At 58.9% G+C, this 17,330-nt stretch carries 12 protein-coding genes and 2 pseudogenes; 10 read left to right on the top strand and 4 right to left on the bottom strand.

Annotation, left to right across the window (positions count from 1 at the left end):
* Positions 1–159 precede the first annotated feature (159 nt).
* Both JQ574_RS35585 and JQ574_RS28690 read right to left on the bottom strand, forming a co-directional pair.
* Positions 160–486, bottom strand: a complete 327-nt coding sequence (locus tag JQ574_RS35585) for an amidase (RefSeq protein WP_312018278.1) — start codon at positions 484–486, stop codon at positions 160–162.
* Complete coding sequence (locus tag JQ574_RS28690; RefSeq protein ID WP_212212579.1) at positions 390–911, bottom strand: amidase family protein; 522 nt, start codon at positions 909–911, stop codon at positions 390–392. The genes JQ574_RS35585 and JQ574_RS28690 overlap by 97 nt, the downstream gene beginning before the upstream one ends.
* Before the next feature lie 540 nt (positions 912–1,451).
* On the opposite strand from JQ574_RS28690, the pseudogene JQ574_RS35300 reads away from it, so the two are divergent.
* Positions 1,452–2,326: pseudogene (locus JQ574_RS35300) on the top strand (Bug family tripartite tricarboxylate transporter substrate binding protein).
* A gap of 425 nt (positions 2,327–2,751) precedes the next feature.
* Entirely contained in the window at positions 2,752–2,853 is a 102-nt protein-coding gene (locus tag JQ574_RS28705; RefSeq protein ID WP_409363564.1) for a transposase domain-containing protein, read from the top strand.
* Positions 2,854–3,079: 226 nt separating this feature from the next.
* Here the strand turns inward: JQ574_RS28705 and JQ574_RS35305 are convergent, their stop codons facing one another.
* Positions 3,080–3,328 (bottom strand): hypothetical protein, encoded by a 249-nt coding sequence (locus JQ574_RS35305; RefSeq protein WP_249119667.1) that lies wholly within the window; start codon positions 3,326–3,328, stop codon positions 3,080–3,082.
* A gap of 196 nt (positions 3,329–3,524) precedes the next feature.
* Here JQ574_RS35305 and JQ574_RS35310 point away from each other — a divergent pair, with 196 nt between their 5' ends.
* Complete coding sequence (locus JQ574_RS35310) at positions 3,525–3,965, top strand: DUF4573 domain-containing protein (RefSeq protein WP_312015062.1); 441 nt, start codon at positions 3,525–3,527, stop codon at positions 3,963–3,965.
* A gap of 606 nt (positions 3,966–4,571) precedes the next feature.
* Here the strand turns inward: JQ574_RS35310 and JQ574_RS28715 are convergent.
* Positions 4,572–5,048 (bottom strand): hypothetical protein, encoded by a 477-nt coding sequence (locus JQ574_RS28715; protein ID WP_212212571.1) that lies wholly within the window; start codon positions 5,046–5,048, stop codon positions 4,572–4,574.
* 718 nt (positions 5,049–5,766) lie between these two features.
* Here JQ574_RS28715 and JQ574_RS28720 point away from each other — a divergent pair.
* From JQ574_RS28720 to JQ574_RS28750, 7 genes and pseudogenes are all read left to right on the top strand, one after another.
* On the top strand, positions 5,767–7,929 hold the full coding sequence (locus JQ574_RS28720) for a peptidase domain-containing ABC transporter (RefSeq protein WP_312014755.1): 2,163 nt from the start codon (positions 5,767–5,769) through the stop codon (positions 7,927–7,929).
* Between the two features lie 165 nt (positions 7,930–8,094).
* Positions 8,095–9,870 carry a tetratricopeptide repeat protein gene (locus JQ574_RS28725; RefSeq protein ID WP_212212565.1) on the top strand — a complete coding sequence of 592 codons (1,776 nt, stop codon included), beginning with the start codon at positions 8,095–8,097 and terminating at the stop codon, positions 9,868–9,870.
* 147 nt (positions 9,871–10,017) lie between these two features.
* Positions 10,018–12,024: an HlyD family type I secretion periplasmic adaptor subunit gene (locus tag JQ574_RS35315; protein ID WP_249119669.1), complete on the top strand. Its 2,007-nt coding sequence runs from the start codon at positions 10,018–10,020 to the stop codon at positions 12,022–12,024.
* A 313-nt stretch (positions 12,025–12,337) separates the two neighbouring features.
* A complete protein-coding gene (locus JQ574_RS28735; RefSeq protein WP_212212562.1) occupies positions 12,338–15,511 on the top strand; it encodes a glycosyltransferase in 3,174 nt (1,057 codons plus the stop codon).
* A 429-nt stretch (positions 15,512–15,940) separates the two neighbouring features.
* Positions 15,941–16,714: a hypothetical protein gene (locus tag JQ574_RS28740; protein WP_212212559.1), complete on the top strand. Its 774-nt coding sequence runs from the start codon at positions 15,941–15,943 to the stop codon at positions 16,712–16,714.
* 56 nt (positions 16,715–16,770) lie between these two features.
* The gene (locus tag JQ574_RS35920; RefSeq protein WP_212212556.1) at positions 16,771–17,091 is read left to right on the top strand and encodes a DUF1330 domain-containing protein; all 321 of its coding nucleotides are present in this window, start codon (positions 16,771–16,773) and stop codon (positions 17,089–17,091) included.
* Positions 17,031–17,247 (top strand): annotated as a pseudogene (locus JQ574_RS28750) (DNA ligase); the annotation flags it as partial. The gene JQ574_RS35920 and the pseudogene JQ574_RS28750, both read left to right, overlap by 61 nt.
* Between the last annotated feature and the right edge of the window lie 83 nt (positions 17,248–17,330).

The following is a 17,330-nucleotide window of genomic DNA, read 5'->3' on the forward strand; positions in this document are numbered from 1 at the left end:
TGCTGCGAAAGATAATCACCGGCCTTGGGCAGATTTAGAGGCGTGAACGTTCGACCGGCAAACGTACTTTCAAACCCTCAATGTGCGGACGCCTCGCTCTTGTGATCCACCTTGTGCCGGCTCTGAGGGTACTAGAGCTCGTTTATCCTGCATGGACTGTCATTCACGCTGCCTGTCCGGTCCCATCATGCCCTGGAAGAGCAGCGAGGCGTCGTGCACGGAGCGCGCCAACGGCCCCACCGTATCCATCGACGGGCTAAGCGGCACGATGCCGTTCAGGCTGACTCGACCGAAGGTGGTTTTCAGCCCGAACAGATTGTTGAAGCCTGCGGGTCCGCGCACCGAGCCGCCGGTATCGATGCCCACAGCCATCGTCGCCAACCGCGCGGCTACCGCCACCGCAGATCCACTGCTCGACCCTCCGGGCGTGTACGGCACCTCGCCTCCCCACGGATTTCTTGGCCTTCCGAGATGCGCATTCCCCACCCGCCAAATGCGAACTCGACCGTGTGTACCTTGCCTAGAATGATTGCGCCTTGCGCCACGAGCTTTTTGATGATCGTTGCGGAGCGCTTTGCCACATAGTGACGGCGCGTGGCCGATCCCGCGGTACACACCTTGCCTTCGATTTCGATGAGATCCTTGATGGCTATCGGGATTCCATCCAGCGGTCCGAGCGGCGCAGCCTCAAGATAGCGTCGCGCCGACTGCGCTGCCGCCAGCCGGGCTTCCTCCGCGTAGACATCGATGAAGGCATGGACCTTGCCGTTCAGGGCAGCGATACGAGTGAGATGGGATTCCACCGCATCATCGGGTTTTAGCGTGCCATTCCGGTAACCTGACCCGAGTTCCGCAGCAGTGAGAAAACTCAGGCCATCCAAAGCGTCCGTCGACGCAGAACTCTTGTTCATCTGTCAGAATGTCCATCAAATCATGCCGAGCCACGTCCGTTTGTCTTTCTTGCCCGCTCCGTTACGCAGCTATCCGGTCGCGAAACCCACAGCACAGCGGGTTCAGGCACAGAGCCAAAAACAAACTCGTTGGTCAACCCGTGCTAATCAGAGATCGTCACTAACGGTTGGACGCTTCCCGTCGATACCCGGTCTAATCACGTTGGCAGATGGTGGCACTGTCGTCTAATGATTTGCAGCGATAGTCTGATCGATCGCCGAGATCAAGCAAGTCAATCGCCGAGCCGCCAGGTCCTCGGACCAATGCAGGGGGAGCACCTCATCGCAGGATCCGATTATCTGTTCGTTTTAATTCATTAGACATGAATTGAAGCTCTTTGCGAGCATCTGGGCCACGCGCAGTATCTCACCCAGGTGGCTTCAATGACTCAGCGACAATCCAAAATCATCGTCCCAGGTGCAATCATCGTGTTCGCCTTCGCCACTCTGGTCGGTACACTCCCCGCGGTTGCGCAAGACTTCCCGACACGAATTGTCACAATGGTCGTTCCAGCGCCAGCGGGCGGTACGACAGACATAGCGGCCCGATTGTTGAGCGAGGGCCTTTCGCGCCGACTTAGCCAGCCCTTCGTGATCGAGAACAAGGGCGGGGCGAGCGGAAATGTCGCCACTGCGCAGGTCGCGCGCTCGGCACCCGATGGATATTCCCTGCTCGTTACCTATTCTGGCTATCATGTCACGAACCCGGCCCTGTTTCCGCGGCTCAACTGGGATCCAATAAAAGACTTTTCTCCGGTCGCTAATGTAGTTACGGCGCCGTACGTCATCGTGGTGCGTAAGGATCTTCCCGTAAAAACGCTGGAGAACTTATCGCCTACGCCAGGGCAAACCCCGGTAAACTGAACTACGGCTCATCCGGCCGGGGCACAATCCATCACATTGGCGGCGAAATGCTGGCGATGTTGGCGGGCGCGAAAATGGTCCACATCCCATATCGAGGGGCCGCTCCAGCTCTAAACGATCTGCTCGCCGGGACCATCGACCTATTTTTTACATCCCCACCTACTATCGTGGGGCAAGTTCAAAGCGGTATGATCCGCGCGCTCGCGATCGCCAGTAAGCAGCGACACCCTATCCTGCCAAATGTTCCGACCACTGCCGAATTGGGATTTCCCGGGTTTGAGGTCGACGCCTGGTTCGGGGTATACGCACCTGCCAAGACGCCCAAGCCCATTATCGATAAATTGACTATCGAAATCAAAGCCTTGATGGAAACCCCCGAATTCCGGAATCGCGTTGAAGAACTTGGTTCCTACCCCACGTACATGCCACCCGATGAATTTGCGGCTTTTACTGCGGCCCAAATCGAACATTGGTCGAAGGCCATCAAGGCCGCTGGCATTACCTTGGACTGATTGCTTACATCGCGATGAGACTTCAAGCGATCGTCGACTTAAGATTGACAATCCGCGCCTAGAGACAAATCCAAAGTTGGGTTCAGGCTCGCGCCAGCGCCTGCTCTCCCGTCGGCCAGAATGCGATGCTGGCGTGGGCACGCACTGCCGAAAGGAACATCCCGATCGTTCAGCAACGGGACGGTAGTTGCGACCGATGTGAAGGCGCCGGAGCATATCGAGGGCATCAGCGACCTCTAGCGCGGCCGCATACAGAACTATTTGGTAGAACCCATCGAAAGCGAGTGATCAAGGGCCAGAGCCTCATAGACAATCTCGAGCGTTCCATCCGCCCGCTCGCATTCAACCGGAGTAACACGTTGCGACGGAGGCGGCGAGCATTTGGGCCACCGTCGCGTGCTTGACCGAGACTGGAGTCGAACGACATCGACCCGCTCGCGAATCTGACCAGCGTTCTTACACGTATCCGTCAATGGGTACCCAACCGCGATATCGATCAGTTGCTGCCGTGGACGTTTAGAACGTAAGAACTCAGATGAGCTGCGGCATCGACTGCGCTGTCGAGGCCGTCGTCGTGATCTCAGGTCGGATCGAAGCTGCCCTCGCCTTCTTTGATCGACGTCGGCCCGTCTTCGGGCCTTCATCAATCCTATCCGGAAACGGAAAAGCGCGGCGCCGTGTGACGCCGCGCTAGAGTTTTGCTGAAGAGCGCAACCAGTTCGATCGCGCTCCTCTGATGGTTATACCTGTCGACTAGCCGTTCGGCTTGAACACGCCCTCGACAGTCTTTGGCCCATGCGGATCGTCGAGAGACAGTCCGCCTTTGACCTTCGACCCTGGGTCGGGCGTTTGACTGCCCGCGCCTGTGTGGCCACTTCCTGTCGCGCCGCCCGCCGAGAAGTCGTGCGGCTGCAGGTCCTGCACCCCACCAAGGATAGCGAGCGTAGGCGGTACCTTCGACCCGTGGGCAATGTTGCCCTGCGTGCCGCTGATGAAGGTCATCTGCCCAGAGGCGCCAGTGGAGACATCGGCAGCATTGATGCCCACTTTGGTCGACTTTTGGTGGCCCGGGTTGCTCGGATCGGTACCAGAGGGTCCGGTTTCGCCTCCCTCCGGGCCGTTGCCGAGGCCGTTGTTACCCCGCGGACCCGTAGCTCCACCGTTTGGACCTCTCGAACCAGTCGCACCTGTCGAGCCGGTGGCACCTGTCGAGCCGGTGGCACCTGTCGAGCCGGTGGCACCTGTCGAGCCGGTCGCACCTGTTGAGCCGGTTGCTCCCGTCGAGCCGGTTGCACCCGTCGAGCCGGTGGCTCCCGTCGAGCCGGTTGCTCCCGTCGAGCCAGTTGCACCCGTTGAGCCGGTGGCACCCGTCGAGCCGGTGGCTCCCGTCGAGCCGGTTGCTCCCGTCGAACCGGTCGCACCTGTCGAGCCGGTCGCACCTGTCGAGCCAGTTGCTCCCGTCGAGCCGGTGGCACCCGTCGAGCCGGTTGCTCCCGTCGAACCAGTCGCACCGGTCGAGCCAGTCGCACCTGTCGAACCAGTGGCACCTGTCGAGCCGGTGGCACCTGTCGCTCCTGTCGCGCCAGTTGCCCCCGGGGGACCACTCGCAATACTTACGGTTACGCCTTCAGATACGTAATACGACCTGTTTCCAGAAGCGGACCCTTCCGAAAAGCTAGTGACGGTCGTGCCACTGCTATCGGTAATTTGCAAAGCCGTCAGATCTGAGCCCGTCGCTTCCGCGACAGCAAAGTCCCAAGTGCCTGCGGGGAGAGCTACCGTGAAAGCGAAATCCTGATCCCCATCAGTATTCAGCGGATCGCCAGATGCCTCTGGTTGCGTTGATCCAAGTAAGATCCAGCTATCCGTGTTGGTACCACTGATGCTGGCAGGCCTGTAATAAATATAAACGGCCTGATTGCTCGTTCCGTTAATGGTGCCAGTAATGGTAATAACGCCAAGGGGATCTGCCATTGCTCTAACTCTCTTGACTGGGATTTCGCAACAGTTACGCAACGTTCAACTGGGTACGCGACGACAGACCCCGAAAGGCTGCCGTTAGATCAGGGTGACGAGAAGTCTTGTGCCTGCGGAGGTTATTGTTGCTTCAAGAGAGTATTTCTGGCCCGAAACCAGATCCATCTGAAACAAGTTAAATGCCACTTCCGTTGGCACTCCAATGACGTAAGTCCCCCTCAGATGGTGTTTGTTAAACGCGACGTTTGGGACAGCGGCGCAACCGAGCTCACCTACCGACCTGAGACGCCGCCGTTATCGTTACGTCGTGAGCGACGAAACGCCCGTTACCGGCGCTCTCTGTTTTGAAAGAGTATTTCCTGGCCGACACCAGGTCGGTCAGTGACAAGTTAGACGCTGCTTCTGGTGACGAGTTCTGAAGCCGGACCTCAATCGCATAAGTTCCGGGTTGGATGCTTGTTCTAAAAGCGAAACTGTTGCTCGCATCCGGGGCCGCCTTCGGTTGCAGGAACGGATCCGTAAGCGGCAGAGTAGTCGTCGTCCCCAAGATGGCGAATTCACCTTCGCCGCGCCGAATCCTAATTTCGACGTTGCTGCTTGCCTGAGCTCGCCCGACCACCTCTACGAAACCGTAGCCCGCCAGCGGTCCTTTCGCTCCTCCGTTGCCATGGTTCGCCTCATCCAACGAGGCCGGCCCGGGGCGTTCACCGGTGGCACTAACATTTCTGATATTCAGTTCGACCATTGATCCTCCAGCGAAACTAGGAGCCTTCATGGGACTTGCAATTTCGCACCAGATAATTCGCACCACAAACACGCGCAAATTACCTGTACCGCCTGATGCGCTGAGTCAATTACATCGCCGCTAGCACGACATATGTGCACGCATGTTCCGCATCAGCCAACGGCAACCTCACTGGCAACTGTCCGCGTTGGTTTGTCTGTAGGCGCTCGGAAACAAAAATTTACTTGCGCCACACCTCGGCTGTTTCAATTGACGAACTTCGAGCGGCGCAGCCGACTGAACTGCCTTCGCCTGTTCCCATCGCACCAATCGACGAACGCGCCGATGCATTCGGTTCCACGACATACCCCTTTCGAGTTACCTCGAAATGTCTTCGCTGGCCGGTGCGCCTGCCCGACGCCCCTTAAGCGATTACGGCTGGCTCGAGTTAGCAAACTAGGGTGTTCTTTTCTTTCCCCTCGGCATTATTGAAGGAACCGAAGACGAGGTAGGCGCAGACCGAATTTGAATGTAGAGTGGTTATGCTGCTTGCGCGCAGATGAGCAGATGATAAGTAGCGGTTGCGCTGCCGTATCGTCCAGAGTTGAGAGATGCATCGAGAGTAGGTCTTCACGTGAACCCTCGGCCTGACAGCCAACATCCGGACACTTGCCGCGGGGAAACGCCCACTGGCACAATGCCGGACGGGCAAGTCAGGCATGACGCAGCTAAGGCGCGCGTGGATGCGCTCGCCGTTGTTGCTCAGCACCACGGCGTCGAACTAGATCGCAAAGCGCTACGCGTTTCCCCCGGCGAGGTACCCTCTCCCGCGGCTCTCGTCACTTGGGCGCGCGAGGGCGGACTATGGGCAAAAGCGACGCGCCTGCGCTGGCGCCACCTGATCCGCATGCAGTCGGACGCCCCAGTTGTGCTCTTGTTTTCCGACGGTGGTGCGGGCGTCCTCGTCTCGCGCGACGCCAATGCTGGCACCATATACTTACGGGATCCGAGCCGTCCCGGTGAAGAGCCCGTCGCCATCGATGAGCTTCGCCTCGCAAACGTCTGGCATGGGGATGTATTGCTCCTGCGGCGTGAGCGAGGCACATCTGCCGATGAGGAGCCATTCTCGTTCTCTTGGATGATGGGTCGCGTTCTGGAAGAGCGCCGCAATCTGCGCGAGATCGCCGCAGCCTCAATCAGCTTGAGTGTCCTGCAGATCGTGCCGCCTTTCCTTATCATGGTCGCCATCGATCGGGTGATTACGCATCAGGCCATGGCGACGCTGGGCATGATCTCGCTGATACTGATCCTCATCACGGCCTACGACACGCTGCTTGGGTACGCGCGTCGCGAGATCATCGAGGTCACCGCGACGCGGATTGACGCGCGGTTGGGGATGCACGTTTTCCGGCGATTGCTGGCACTGCCAATGGACTTTTTCGAGCGCCATCCGACCGGCGAAACGGCCCGCAAAGTCGGCCAAATCTTCAACATCCGCAGCTTCTTCACCGGCAAGCTCGTTAGCACGTTTCTCGACGTATTCACCCTGATCGCTCTTCTGCCATTCCTGTTCTGGATGAGTGCGACGCTCGCCTGGATGGTGCTCGTAGCATCTGCCCTCGTTGCTCTCGTGGTATTCGCATTTTTACCTGCGATAAGGCAGGTTTTTGCGCGCCTCGTGATAGCTGAAAACCGTAAGAATTCGGTGCTCGTCGAGACGGTGTATGGCATGCGAACCGTCAAGTCGCTCGCAATCGAAAAGGTGCGTAACGAGGAGTGGGACGCGCGCGTGGCTGAGGCAGGCCAAGCGCGTCTCGACGCCGGTCGCATCTCGAACGTCGCGCAGACCATCGTGAGCCCAATCGAGGCGTTCATCAATCGCGGCGTTCTGCTTGTTGGCTGCTACATCCTCATTGCTTCGCCTCCCGGGAGCACCGCGATTACCGGCGGTGCTCTCATCGCGTTCTTAATGCTCGGCGCACGAGTAGCAAGCCCGCTGATTGGTCTGGCAAAGCTCATGCAGGATATCGAAGAAGTTCGCCTTTCGGTGAGCGAGGTCGCGGATGTTCTCAACCATCCGACAGAAGCCGCGGCGATGCGGACCGGTCTTCGGCCGAAATTTGATGGTGCGATTGCATTCCAGGACCTCACCTTCACCTATCCTGGGTCGTCCGTGCCGGCGCTTGACCGCATCTCGTTCGAAGTTCCAGCGGGAACCATGCTCGGCCTCGTCGGTCGCAGCGGCTCGGGGAAATCGACGATCGCGCGCCTCCTTCAGGGCATTAACCGCGAGTATAGCGGTTACCTTAAGATCGACGGCACCGATCTACGGGAGATCAATCTAACGCACCTGCGCAGCAGCTTTGGAGTAGTGATGCAGGACAATTTCCTGTTTCGCGGCACTGTGCGGGATAACATCATTGCCAGCCGACCTGGCTTGACACTTGAGCATGCCGTGCAGGCGGCCCGTCTTGCGGGTGCCGAGGAGTTTATCGAGCGGCTGCCGCGCGGGTACGAGACTTGGCTCGAGGAAACCTCGTCCAACCTGTCGGGGGGACAGCGCCAGCGTCTTGCCATCGCGCGCGCGCTCGTCTCCGATCCGCGCCTTATGATTTTAGATGAGGCGACCAGCGCGCTCGATCCCGAGAGTGAGGCCCTTGTCAACGCGAACCTTTTGCGCATCGCCAAGGGGCGGACGATGATCATCGTCTCGCACCGGTTGTCCTCGCTGGTCGACTGCGACCAGATCCTCATCCTTGACAAGGGTAAGGTCGTCGATATCGGCCCACACGAGGAAGTGCTTGATCGCTGCGCCGTTTATCGACAACTGTGGCAGCAGCAACACCGGCATTTGGAGGGCGGGCGCCCACGTCCGCTTAAGTCCGCCACGACACGAGAGTGACGATTATGGCCAGGCGCTCGGTCACCACTCGCGGATTGTTGCTAAACCCAAGGAAGCGCGGGCCCACGCAACCGATACTGGCGGCGCTCTTCGAATTTCAGGCCGAGGTCCACCTGTTTACGTCACTCGAGCTTCTTTGAATGGTTCACCAAGCAAGGCCATAGAATGAGTTTCGTTGATCGTCTGATCGCGCCAGTCTCAATATCGGCCCGCGCCCGGCGTGGGATTGAGCTCCTCGAATCCGGCCGCGCGGCTGAAGGCTTCCATCAACTCGCCTACGCCGCCCGCGGCGGCTGTATTGAGGCGCAGTATCGAGTCGGGCGATGCTATCACGAGGGCACCGGCGTGCCACAAGCGACCACGGAGGCGGTACGCTGGCTCCAACGTGCTGCGGAAGCCGGTTCAGCGGACGCCCAGTTTTATCTCGCGCTTCTGTATGTTCAAGGCGTGATCAACCCTGAGCAGTCGAGTGCGGCTCTCTTTACCGTCCACAATGAAAGTGGCGGCCCAGATTTCTTCACGGCACTTAACTGGGCGCGCCGCGCCGCCGAGGGCAACTCGGCCGAGGGCCAGGCGCTTCTGGGATATATTCTAACTTCCGGCCCCGATACCATAACCGACGAGCTGGAAGCTGAGCGCTGGTACGCGCGTTCAGCGAAAGCCGGCTGTCCTCAAGGGTCTCTTGGGCTTGGGCTCGCCCTGCTTCGCCGGGCACAGGACGAGCGGACACAAAAGGAAGCAGCTGAACAGATCGCGAAAGCTTCAGCGGCCGGCATTCCGACGGCACTCTATCTCATCGCTGTGCTCACGGAATTTGGCATAGGCGTGGGGGGCGAACTCACTCGAGCCGTCGAGCTTTATCGTCTCGCTGCCGACAAAGGCGTGCGCCTAGCGCAAAGGCGTTTGGGCGTGGCCCTCATCAATGGTCACGGTATCGAGCGCAACCTGGTCGAAGGCGAAACCTGGCTGCGCCGGGCCGCACTTGCCGGCGACGCAGAGGCAGCCGCCCGGGTCGGCCTTCTCTACGCTCGCGGAGGCGAATTGCCACCTAACTATGTCGAAGCCGTAGCATGGCTCGAGCGCGCCGCCGAAGGAGGTTACGCGCCAGCTGCGAGGACTTTGGGTCAGCTCTACTCGATCGGCACCGCCGTCGGCCGCGATCTGGACCTCGCAAATTTCTGGCTGGAACGTGCAGCCGAACTTGGTAACGAGGCGTCGAAAGCCGACTTTGCGAATCTCGTGCTCCGCGGCGGCGGAAAATCCGGCGATCAGGCCAAGACTCGTCATTGGTTCCAAGAGGCCGCCGAGACGGGGGACCTTATAGCCGCCTTCAATTTCGCCGTCTGCATCGCTGAAGGAATCGGGATCGAGCGCGATGAGACCGCGGCTGCGCTGTGGCTTCGCCGCGCGGCAGTGGGCGTCCCGACTGCCCAATACTGGTATGGTAGGATCTTGATCGAAGGTCGTGGCGTCCCAGAAAACATAGTCGAAGGGCGAATGTGGCTGAGACGCGCCGCCGACGCCGGGATCGTCGATGCGCAAGTTCTTCTCGGCGAGATGCTTGTAAACGGCCGAGGCGGACCACCCGACCATCGCACGGCCCGCGCGCTATTTGAAAAAGCTACTAGTCAGGGCCACATTGGGGCGATGTTTGCGCTCGGTGCGCTTTACCATGGCGGTCATGATATCGCGGCAGATCCTGGTCTGGCGCAGCGCTGGTTTCGCGAGGCGGCGCAGCGCGGCCACCCACGGGCGCAACTGATGCTCGGCCGATATCTCCTCGGCGGCGCTGCGGGCCGGACTGATCTTGCCGAAGCACGGCAATGGTTCGAGGCGGCTGAAGCCCAAGGGGTGACTGAAGCGGCGCTTGAGTTAACACGTCTTGCTAAAGAACCGGGCGGAGAGGCTCACAATTTGAAAGGAAGTGCCTCGGCCGCGTAGTCAACAGGAAGATCTACATGCGGGATCAGAAATGAATTTTTCTCGCGTTTGGTGGCGCAAGCTAGCAAAGCCTGAACCTGAGCGACGCGAAGGCACTGGCTAAACTAAAACGCGTTCGGCGAAAGCTTTAATCCAATATGGTATAGAATGACCAAGTACTACCCGCTCATCGATAAGGCTGTCACCGAGCTGGCGCACAATACCGGCGAGGCTCGGCGTGAGCTTTATGAGCGCACTCGCTCCGCCTTCATCCGGCATTCGGTCAACCAAAATCCGCCGCTCACGAAAACAGAGCTGATATGTGAGCATCTCGCCCTTGAGGAAGCGATCCAGAAGGTAGAGGCCGCTCGCAGTCGCACTGACCCGCCCAGCGGCGAAGCCTTTTCGGCGGCGGCGGTTGGGCAGATTCCAAACGGCGATCGCTCCCCGGCCCTGCAACCAGTATCGGCCGCAGTTACTGTACTCAGTCGCGAGCCTGTCCAACCGCCGCAGCGTGAGCAGCCTGTAGTCACGCGCCGCGAGAAAGTAGAAGTATTCCCCCGTTCGATGGTGTTCCCCGCCAACATCGAAACAGCGTCGGCCGCAACCCAGGCTGCGGATCCGAAGCGGGCGCCATCGCCCCTGCGCAAGCGCTTCAGTTTGTTTTTGGGTCGCAAGCAGGAAATGCCGTCGGTTCCGCCGCCATTTGGGTTCAAGTCTTCGAGCACCGCGCGAAAGGTTCTAGCCAAGCCTACGGCCGGAAGCATTCGTTGGCCCTCTATTCCCACAGTCCCTGCCATAAAACGATTATTCAGCGATCGTAATAAAGTCGATGTGCAACCGTCGTCGCTCCTGGAATTTGAGTCCCCGACGGCAGCGCTTGTCGAAGCACCGATCAAGCCCGCGGCGCGAAGCATGCTCTGGACGGTTGTCTCGGCGATCCTGGCCTCGATGGCGGTGGCTGCGCTGTTTCCTATTGATATGGTCGTGACCGGCTCGGGACGTGTCGTGTCGCTTCAGGCGACCAATGTCGTGCAACCGCTTGAGACGGCTATTGTGCGCGCGATCAACGTGCGCGAGGGCCAAACCGTGCGCGCCGGAGAGCTGCTGGCTCGCCTCGACCCGACCTTCTCCGCGGCCGACGTAAGCGCCCTCCAGACACAGGTGAAAAGCTTTCAGGCAGAGGTCGACCGGCTCACGGCTGAAGCTTCCGGGACGCCGTACCAGCCGACAAGCGCTGATACCTCCACGGTCCTGCAAGTTGCGATGTATGGCCAGCGCCAGGCGCAGTATCGGTTTCAGATTGAGAGCTACAACCAGAAACTCAGCGGGCTTCAAGCGCAGATAACCCGCGCTGAGCACGACGTCGCGGCATTTGGCCAACGCCACCGGATCGCGAGCGTGCTCGAGTCAAAGCGCCGGGAACTCGAGCGGTTGCAGGTCGGCAGCCAAGTGAACCGCTTAATCGCGGAAGACCAAGCCATCGAGATGCAACGCAACTTGACGGACGCGACGGGCGCAGCCGAGCGCGCCCGCCGCGACCTCGACCAGTTGGTGGCCGAGCGTGACGGCTACGAACAGCAGTGGAAGGCGAAAATCAGCGAGGAACTCACCTTGCGCAGGCGGAGCCTTAGCGATGCAACTGAAAGCCTGCGCAAGGCTACCCTTCGACGCGAACTCGTTGACTTACGCGCCGACCAGGACGCAGTGGTCCTCAGTGTGGCTAAGGTCTCGGTCGGCTCGGTGATGCAATCCGGCGAGCAGCTGATCACTCTCGTGCCGAGCGATGCGCCGCTGGAGGTGGAAATGCGTATCGCCACGGCCGACGCCGGCTACGTCCACGCCGGACAGAAGGTTGCGATCAAATTCGACACTTTCCCGTTCGTCCAATACGGCATGGCCGAGGGGACAGTCCGATTTATCAGCCCCGATAGCTTCGGCGGCGGGCAAGATACGCAGCGTGGAACCGTCGTCACTCAAGGCGATAGCTCTGCGGTCTTCTACAAAGCGCGCGCGGCCATTGATGAGCTCAAGATGCACGGTGTACCCGGCGGCTTCCAGCTCAAGCCGGGCATGACCGTTACTGCCGACGTCAAGGCGGGCAAGCGGACCTTGCTGACCTATTTGTTCGCGCGGGTAATGCCAGCTGGCCTCGAGGGAATGCGCGAACCTTGATTTTGCATGGTTCACCAAGCAAGGCCAAACCAGGTCCTGGCAGCCGTTTTCCGAGGCGACGCAGCCTCAGCGGCGCTGGTTGGACAGGCGGCGTCCTGGAACGACCGCCGGCAGAGTTTGGCGCTTATCGCGCGGAATCCATAGCCAATATGGCGCTCAGCGAGGGCGGTGTCAGTTTGCCCGCTATTGCCCCTCATGACCAATTGCCATTGACTACGGCAGGTGCAGCCGATGCCATCCTGTTACTCGAGCAGTATGGTGCAAAACAAGCGCGGGCCCGGCGGACGGTTACGTTAACGGGTAATGATCGGCGATGACGAACCCCAAGACACTGTGTCTCAACATGATCGTCAAGAACGAGATGGCGAATATCGCACGCTGTCTGAATTCTGTCGCGGACCACATTGGCTGCTGGGTGATAGGCGACACGGGTTCCACTGACGGAACCCAACAATTTATTCGAGAGTTCTTCGCAGCACGCGGCATCCGTGGCGAACTCCATGAATTCGCGTTTATCAATTTTGCCCAAGCGCGCAACGAGGCGCTTACTCGCGCCCGCACCTCCACGCTGATATTTGACTACCTCCTGCTTACCGACGCCGATATGGAGCTGAGGGTCATCGACCCTGCCTTCGTCAACCAGCTCAGAGGAGATGCCTATCAGGTTCTGCAGCGCGCCGGGATCAGCTACTGGAACGTACGGCTCCTGCGGCGCGAGGCCGACGCAGACTATAAGGGGGTGACACACGAATTTCTCGATGTGCGAGGTGGCAGTACGGTGCAGCTTGCTGAGATCGAATTCATCGATCACGCAAGCGGATCGAATCGAGTCGAGAAGGTCGACCGCGATGCGCGCCTGTTACGGGCCGCGCTGGTCGAGGAGATCGACGCCGGCATGGTATCGCGTTACACATTCTATCTCGCCAACACGCTTCGCGACGGCGGACGCAAGGAGGAAGCGCTACAAGAGTACCTTAAACGCGCCGATCTTGGCGGGTGGCAGGAAGAAGTGTTCATGAGCCTCTTCTATGCTGCGCAAATCAAAGAGGAGTTAAAGTATCACGAAGAGGATATAATCGCGGCATACCGCCGTGCCTCCGACCGCCTTCCAAGCCGCGCCGAAGCACTTCACGCCGCTGCGCGATTCTGCCGCGACCAGAAACGATACGTTGAGGCCTATCAATTCGCTCGCGAGGGCCTGCAGATTGCGTATCCCAAATCTGGGCTGTTCGTCTTCGACTGGATCTACGACTACGGCCTGCTCGATGAGTTGTCGATCGCCGCGTACTGGACCGGACGCTTCGCGGAGTCGAAGGAACTCTGCGGGCGCCTACTAAGCAACGAAAAGATTCCCCCTGGTGACCGTGAACGGATCGCTGGCAACTTGCGTTTCGCGGAGGAACGTGTTGGCGAACTCACGCTGCCGGAAGGCGAAGTCTCTTGGGATGCCGCACTCCGTGTTGCTGTGCACGCCGAAGAGTTGGGTTGCCCGGCTGCGGACGTCGCGGCTGCCTACGAACGGGCCTTCGAATTGCATCAGGAGGACTCCGCGAACCTTCTTCGTGCAGCTCGCTTTTGCCGCAAGGCCGGACTAAACACCCCGGGAGCGTACTTCGCGGAGCTTGGCCTGGCGCAGACGGATCGCGAAGGCGAATTGAGTTCGCATCTAAGAATCGAGTTGATCGAAGAACTGTCGATCACGGCCAATTATTCCGACAATCCTCTGCGTTACGCGCTCGGCCACTCCGCCTGCGAATGGTTGGCGCTGTCGCGCGCCGTACCGGAAGGAATGCGCGAGCTAGCCCACCGCAACTTAGCATTCTACGCGAAAGGTGCTCAACAGCTTTTTCCTTCCTTCAGGCCAACACGCATCAATTTCGGTGCTCCAGCGGGATACGCCTGTCTGAATCCTTCTGTTGCTCGATTTGGCGACCAGCTCGTCTTGATTCAGCGTACCGCGAACTACACGGTGACGCCGGACGGCGCGCGCTACCACATCCAAAAAGGCTCAAGCGTTCACACTCGAAACTTCTTGCTGACCCTCGACGACGAGTTTGATGTCACTTCTTCCAGCGAGATCTTGCCACCTCACGACATGCCCGAGCCCGTGTTCCCCGCAGTGCTCGGTTTCGAAGACATGCGGCTCACCGAATGGCAAGGAAGTTTGTGGACTTCTTCGACAGTCCGCGAATCGAATCCGCAAGGTCTCTGCGAACAATTCCTTGCCCGAATTGAGCCAGCCCACATCGGCGCCGCTCGATTAGCCGATTGGCGAGTCATGCGGCCGGAGCATCAGCTCACTCACGAGAAAAACTGGATGCCTTGGCGATGCAGCGATGAGTTACAGTTTCTCGCCTCCTGCGATCCAAGTCAGGTGCGCGACCCCTACGGTAAGCTCATCTCAGAATCGCGGCCTCCTGCGAGCCTCGCACACTTTCGAGGCGGCTCGCAGGTCATCCCGTTCGGCGACGGCTGGCTCGCGGTAGTGCACGAGGTCTCGATAGCAGGAAGCGCGCGCACGTACCTGCACCGCTTTATCAAGCTCGACCGAGCCGGCACCGTACTCGGGATCAGCCCGCGGCATTTCCTGCTTCGCAAGGGAATCGAATTTGTTGCTGGCCTAGCTTGGCATCCGAACGGTGAGCAATTATTGGTCAGCTTCGGAGTTAATGACGCTGAGTCTTGGCTGGCCACGATTTCGAGTTCCGACATTGAAGCATCGCTGCACCGGCTGGACGCAGAGTGGCGAACGGTACTTAGACCGTTGACGCCGATATCTCTATGTAAACCGTTGACGTCAGGAGAGAGAAGCATCAACGAGTTCGTTATTGGCCAGACAAATAAAGCCTTGCGCAACTATATGCAGGTCGATTTCGCAACGTCGTCATTACTAAGGGCGGGCCTACCGATACATCCCGACCGCCCGAAAGCGTGGGACACGTTGCTAGCGGTTTGCCTAGCGCAAGGTCTGGTCGACCCTCGTTCCGCCGTTCTCGATGCCGGGTCAGGTTTGGAGTCCGCTTTCCTTCCAAGTCTCGCGATGAGCGGTTTCGATAATCTGTGGGGAATAAACCTGCTCTTCAACAAGCCGGTTAAAATCGGAAGCATAACTTATGAGTACGGCGACATCACTGGAACCGTCTATCCGCGTGGTCAATTCAGCTTTGTTGCCTGCCTTAGTGTGATTGAACACGGCGTCGACACAAGGATATTTTTGCAGGAAATGGCGAGAATCATCCGGTCTGGTGGCTTCCTCTTTGTATCCACCGATTATTGGCCCGATGCCGTTGATACGAGTAGTGTGACAATGTTCGGCGCTCCTTTCACCATTTTTAACCGGACCGACCTGGCACGTCTGATCAAGCAAGCTTCCGAATGCGGATTTAGACTGTATGGAGGTGAAGAGCATTTCGACGCAGACGAGCAGGTTGTAGACAACATGGGACTGAAGTACACCTTCGCGAACTGCTTCTTCCAGAGGATATAGTGTTTTGGGGATGTAGCCCCAACACTCAGCAATGAGCAGAACACTGGCGTTCTGAACCGCCCCGGGATTGTCGAAGCCGGTTGCTCCCCCTGACGTAGTCGCGTTGGTATGCTGCCCATGGGTCCAGAGCGTTCGGTGGCGAACTCGACGGCTTGGAAGTTCGCCATGGTCCGCGCTGGTGGATCAACTCTGAGATCGGCGCAAAAGGGCGACGCAGACCATTCGAGCGCTGAAACGCGAAATATGGTTTCAGCAACATTATGCAGGCTGAAAAACGGCTTTCCTTCAATGTTGAAATGAGTTGAACTTGAGACGGACCTTAGTGAGTTGATAAAAGTTGATATCGGAACTTGGCCAATTGATCTTGCACGGCAACTCCAACGTTTTTTGGCACAGATGTCACCCGAAACGATAAATCGATGCTCCCTCTTGACCGCGCCAATCGAACTCACCGGCAACTGGGGCCACATGATTCCGGACGCAGCTTTGCACGTGGTTGAGCGCATGCGAGCAGCCTGCTTTGATGGCGCACGCCTTGTCTCGGATGACCAACCCGACCGCCTCCGCATTGAGGAACGCACGTCGGGGTCGCCCGCTGTCTGGCTTCACGCAGATCCGTCCAACACCGGCTGGATCATTGTGAATATCGGTGAACGCGACTGGTCACAGCTGGCCTATCAGTTCGGCCATGAACTCGGCCACGTGACCGCCAACTCATGGCGCCCTGATGCCAAGCCGGCGGCTCCCAGCCAATGGTTTGAAGAGGCCCTGGTCGAGGCATTTTCGCTGCGCGGCCTTGCGCTCCTGGCAGACGGCTGGTCAAAGGATCCGCCGTTCAAGGACGATAGCGGGTTCGGGGCAGCGGTGGCCACCTACCGGCAAAACATCGTCGAGCGCTACGGCAAGCTTGCGATCGAACAAGGCAATCCAAAAAACCTCAGCATGTGGTTTAAGCAACATCGCCCGGCAATGGAAGCGCAGCCGGGTCTGAATGCCTTCGCACAAGCGGCATCGCTCACGATCCTCGCCGAGTATGAACGCAACCCCGCCGGCATCGAAGCGCTTGGGGCGCTGAACAGGTGGGAAGCCCGCAGCGCACTACCGATAGAAAGGTATTTCGAGGCCTGGAAGGTAAGCTGCAAGGATTTGAAGGCCTCGGCGGAGTTGCCTAATCGGCTTCAGCGACTGCTTGCTGACGGCTAGGACACTAGGAAAGAATCGAGAATTTAAGCGGGCTCGTTTGAATCGTAACGTGAACGGTGCGATTAAACGCCCGCAACGATACACATTCAACCGAAACGAAAATCTACTACACGATCATCGGGTACAGGTCGATTACGGATGCTGAGGCTCACGCCAAGTACGCCAAGCTCGTAACTCCTGTGATCGCGCAATACGGAGGCAAGGTTCTTGTGCGCTGGTCGCATCATCCGGTGCGAGACCTAGAAACTAGCGCTCTTGCTCGCGCGCTATCGCCGTCGTCGTCTCCAGCCGTTGCGAGGGAAAAAACTGGGGTTTATGCGGCAAGGTCGAGCACGGTTTCAATAAGACGTCCGCCGCCGAGTTGCGCAGACGGCTGACGCCGCGGAGCCGCAAAACCCAGCCGTACGCGAAGCGCATTGCGCACAAAGGCATCTGGGTTGAGCCCGAGCTGCTGGCCGAGGTCGAGTACGGACCAAGTCCGCCGAGGAAAGGCTCGGCATCCATTTTCAATGGGGCTACGGGAAGATTGGTAGCCCGTCTACGCAGGAACGTTTTGCTGCTGTCTTGGTTTATCGTGGAACGATCGCGTCGCAACAGGACTTCACGCTTCGAGCGA

This window comes from Bradyrhizobium sp. AUGA SZCCT0158 (genome assembly GCF_018130065.1).
Taxonomy (GTDB): domain Bacteria; phylum Pseudomonadota; class Alphaproteobacteria; order Rhizobiales; family Xanthobacteraceae; genus Bradyrhizobium.

Coding starts and splice junctions, on each gene's coding strand:
- JQ574_RS28715 (WP_212212571.1), bottom strand. CDS start 5,048: ATGGTCGAACTGAATATCAGAAATGTTAGTGCCACCGGTGAACGCCCC.
- JQ574_RS28690 (WP_212212579.1), bottom strand. CDS start 911: ATGAACAAGAGTTCTGCGTCGACGGACGCTTTGGATGGCCTGAGTTTT.
- JQ574_RS35315 (WP_249119669.1), top strand. CDS start 10,018: ATGACCAAGTACTACCCGCTCATCGATAAGGCTGTCACCGAGCTGGCG.
- JQ574_RS28735 (WP_212212562.1), top strand. CDS start 12,338: ATGACGAACCCCAAGACACTGTGTCTCAACATGATCGTCAAGAACGAG.
- JQ574_RS35305 (WP_249119667.1), bottom strand. CDS start 3,328: ATGACCTTCATCAGCGGCACGCAGGGCAACATTGCCCACGGGTCGAAG.
- JQ574_RS28725 (WP_212212565.1), top strand. CDS start 8,095: ATGAGTTTCGTTGATCGTCTGATCGCGCCAGTCTCAATATCGGCCCGC.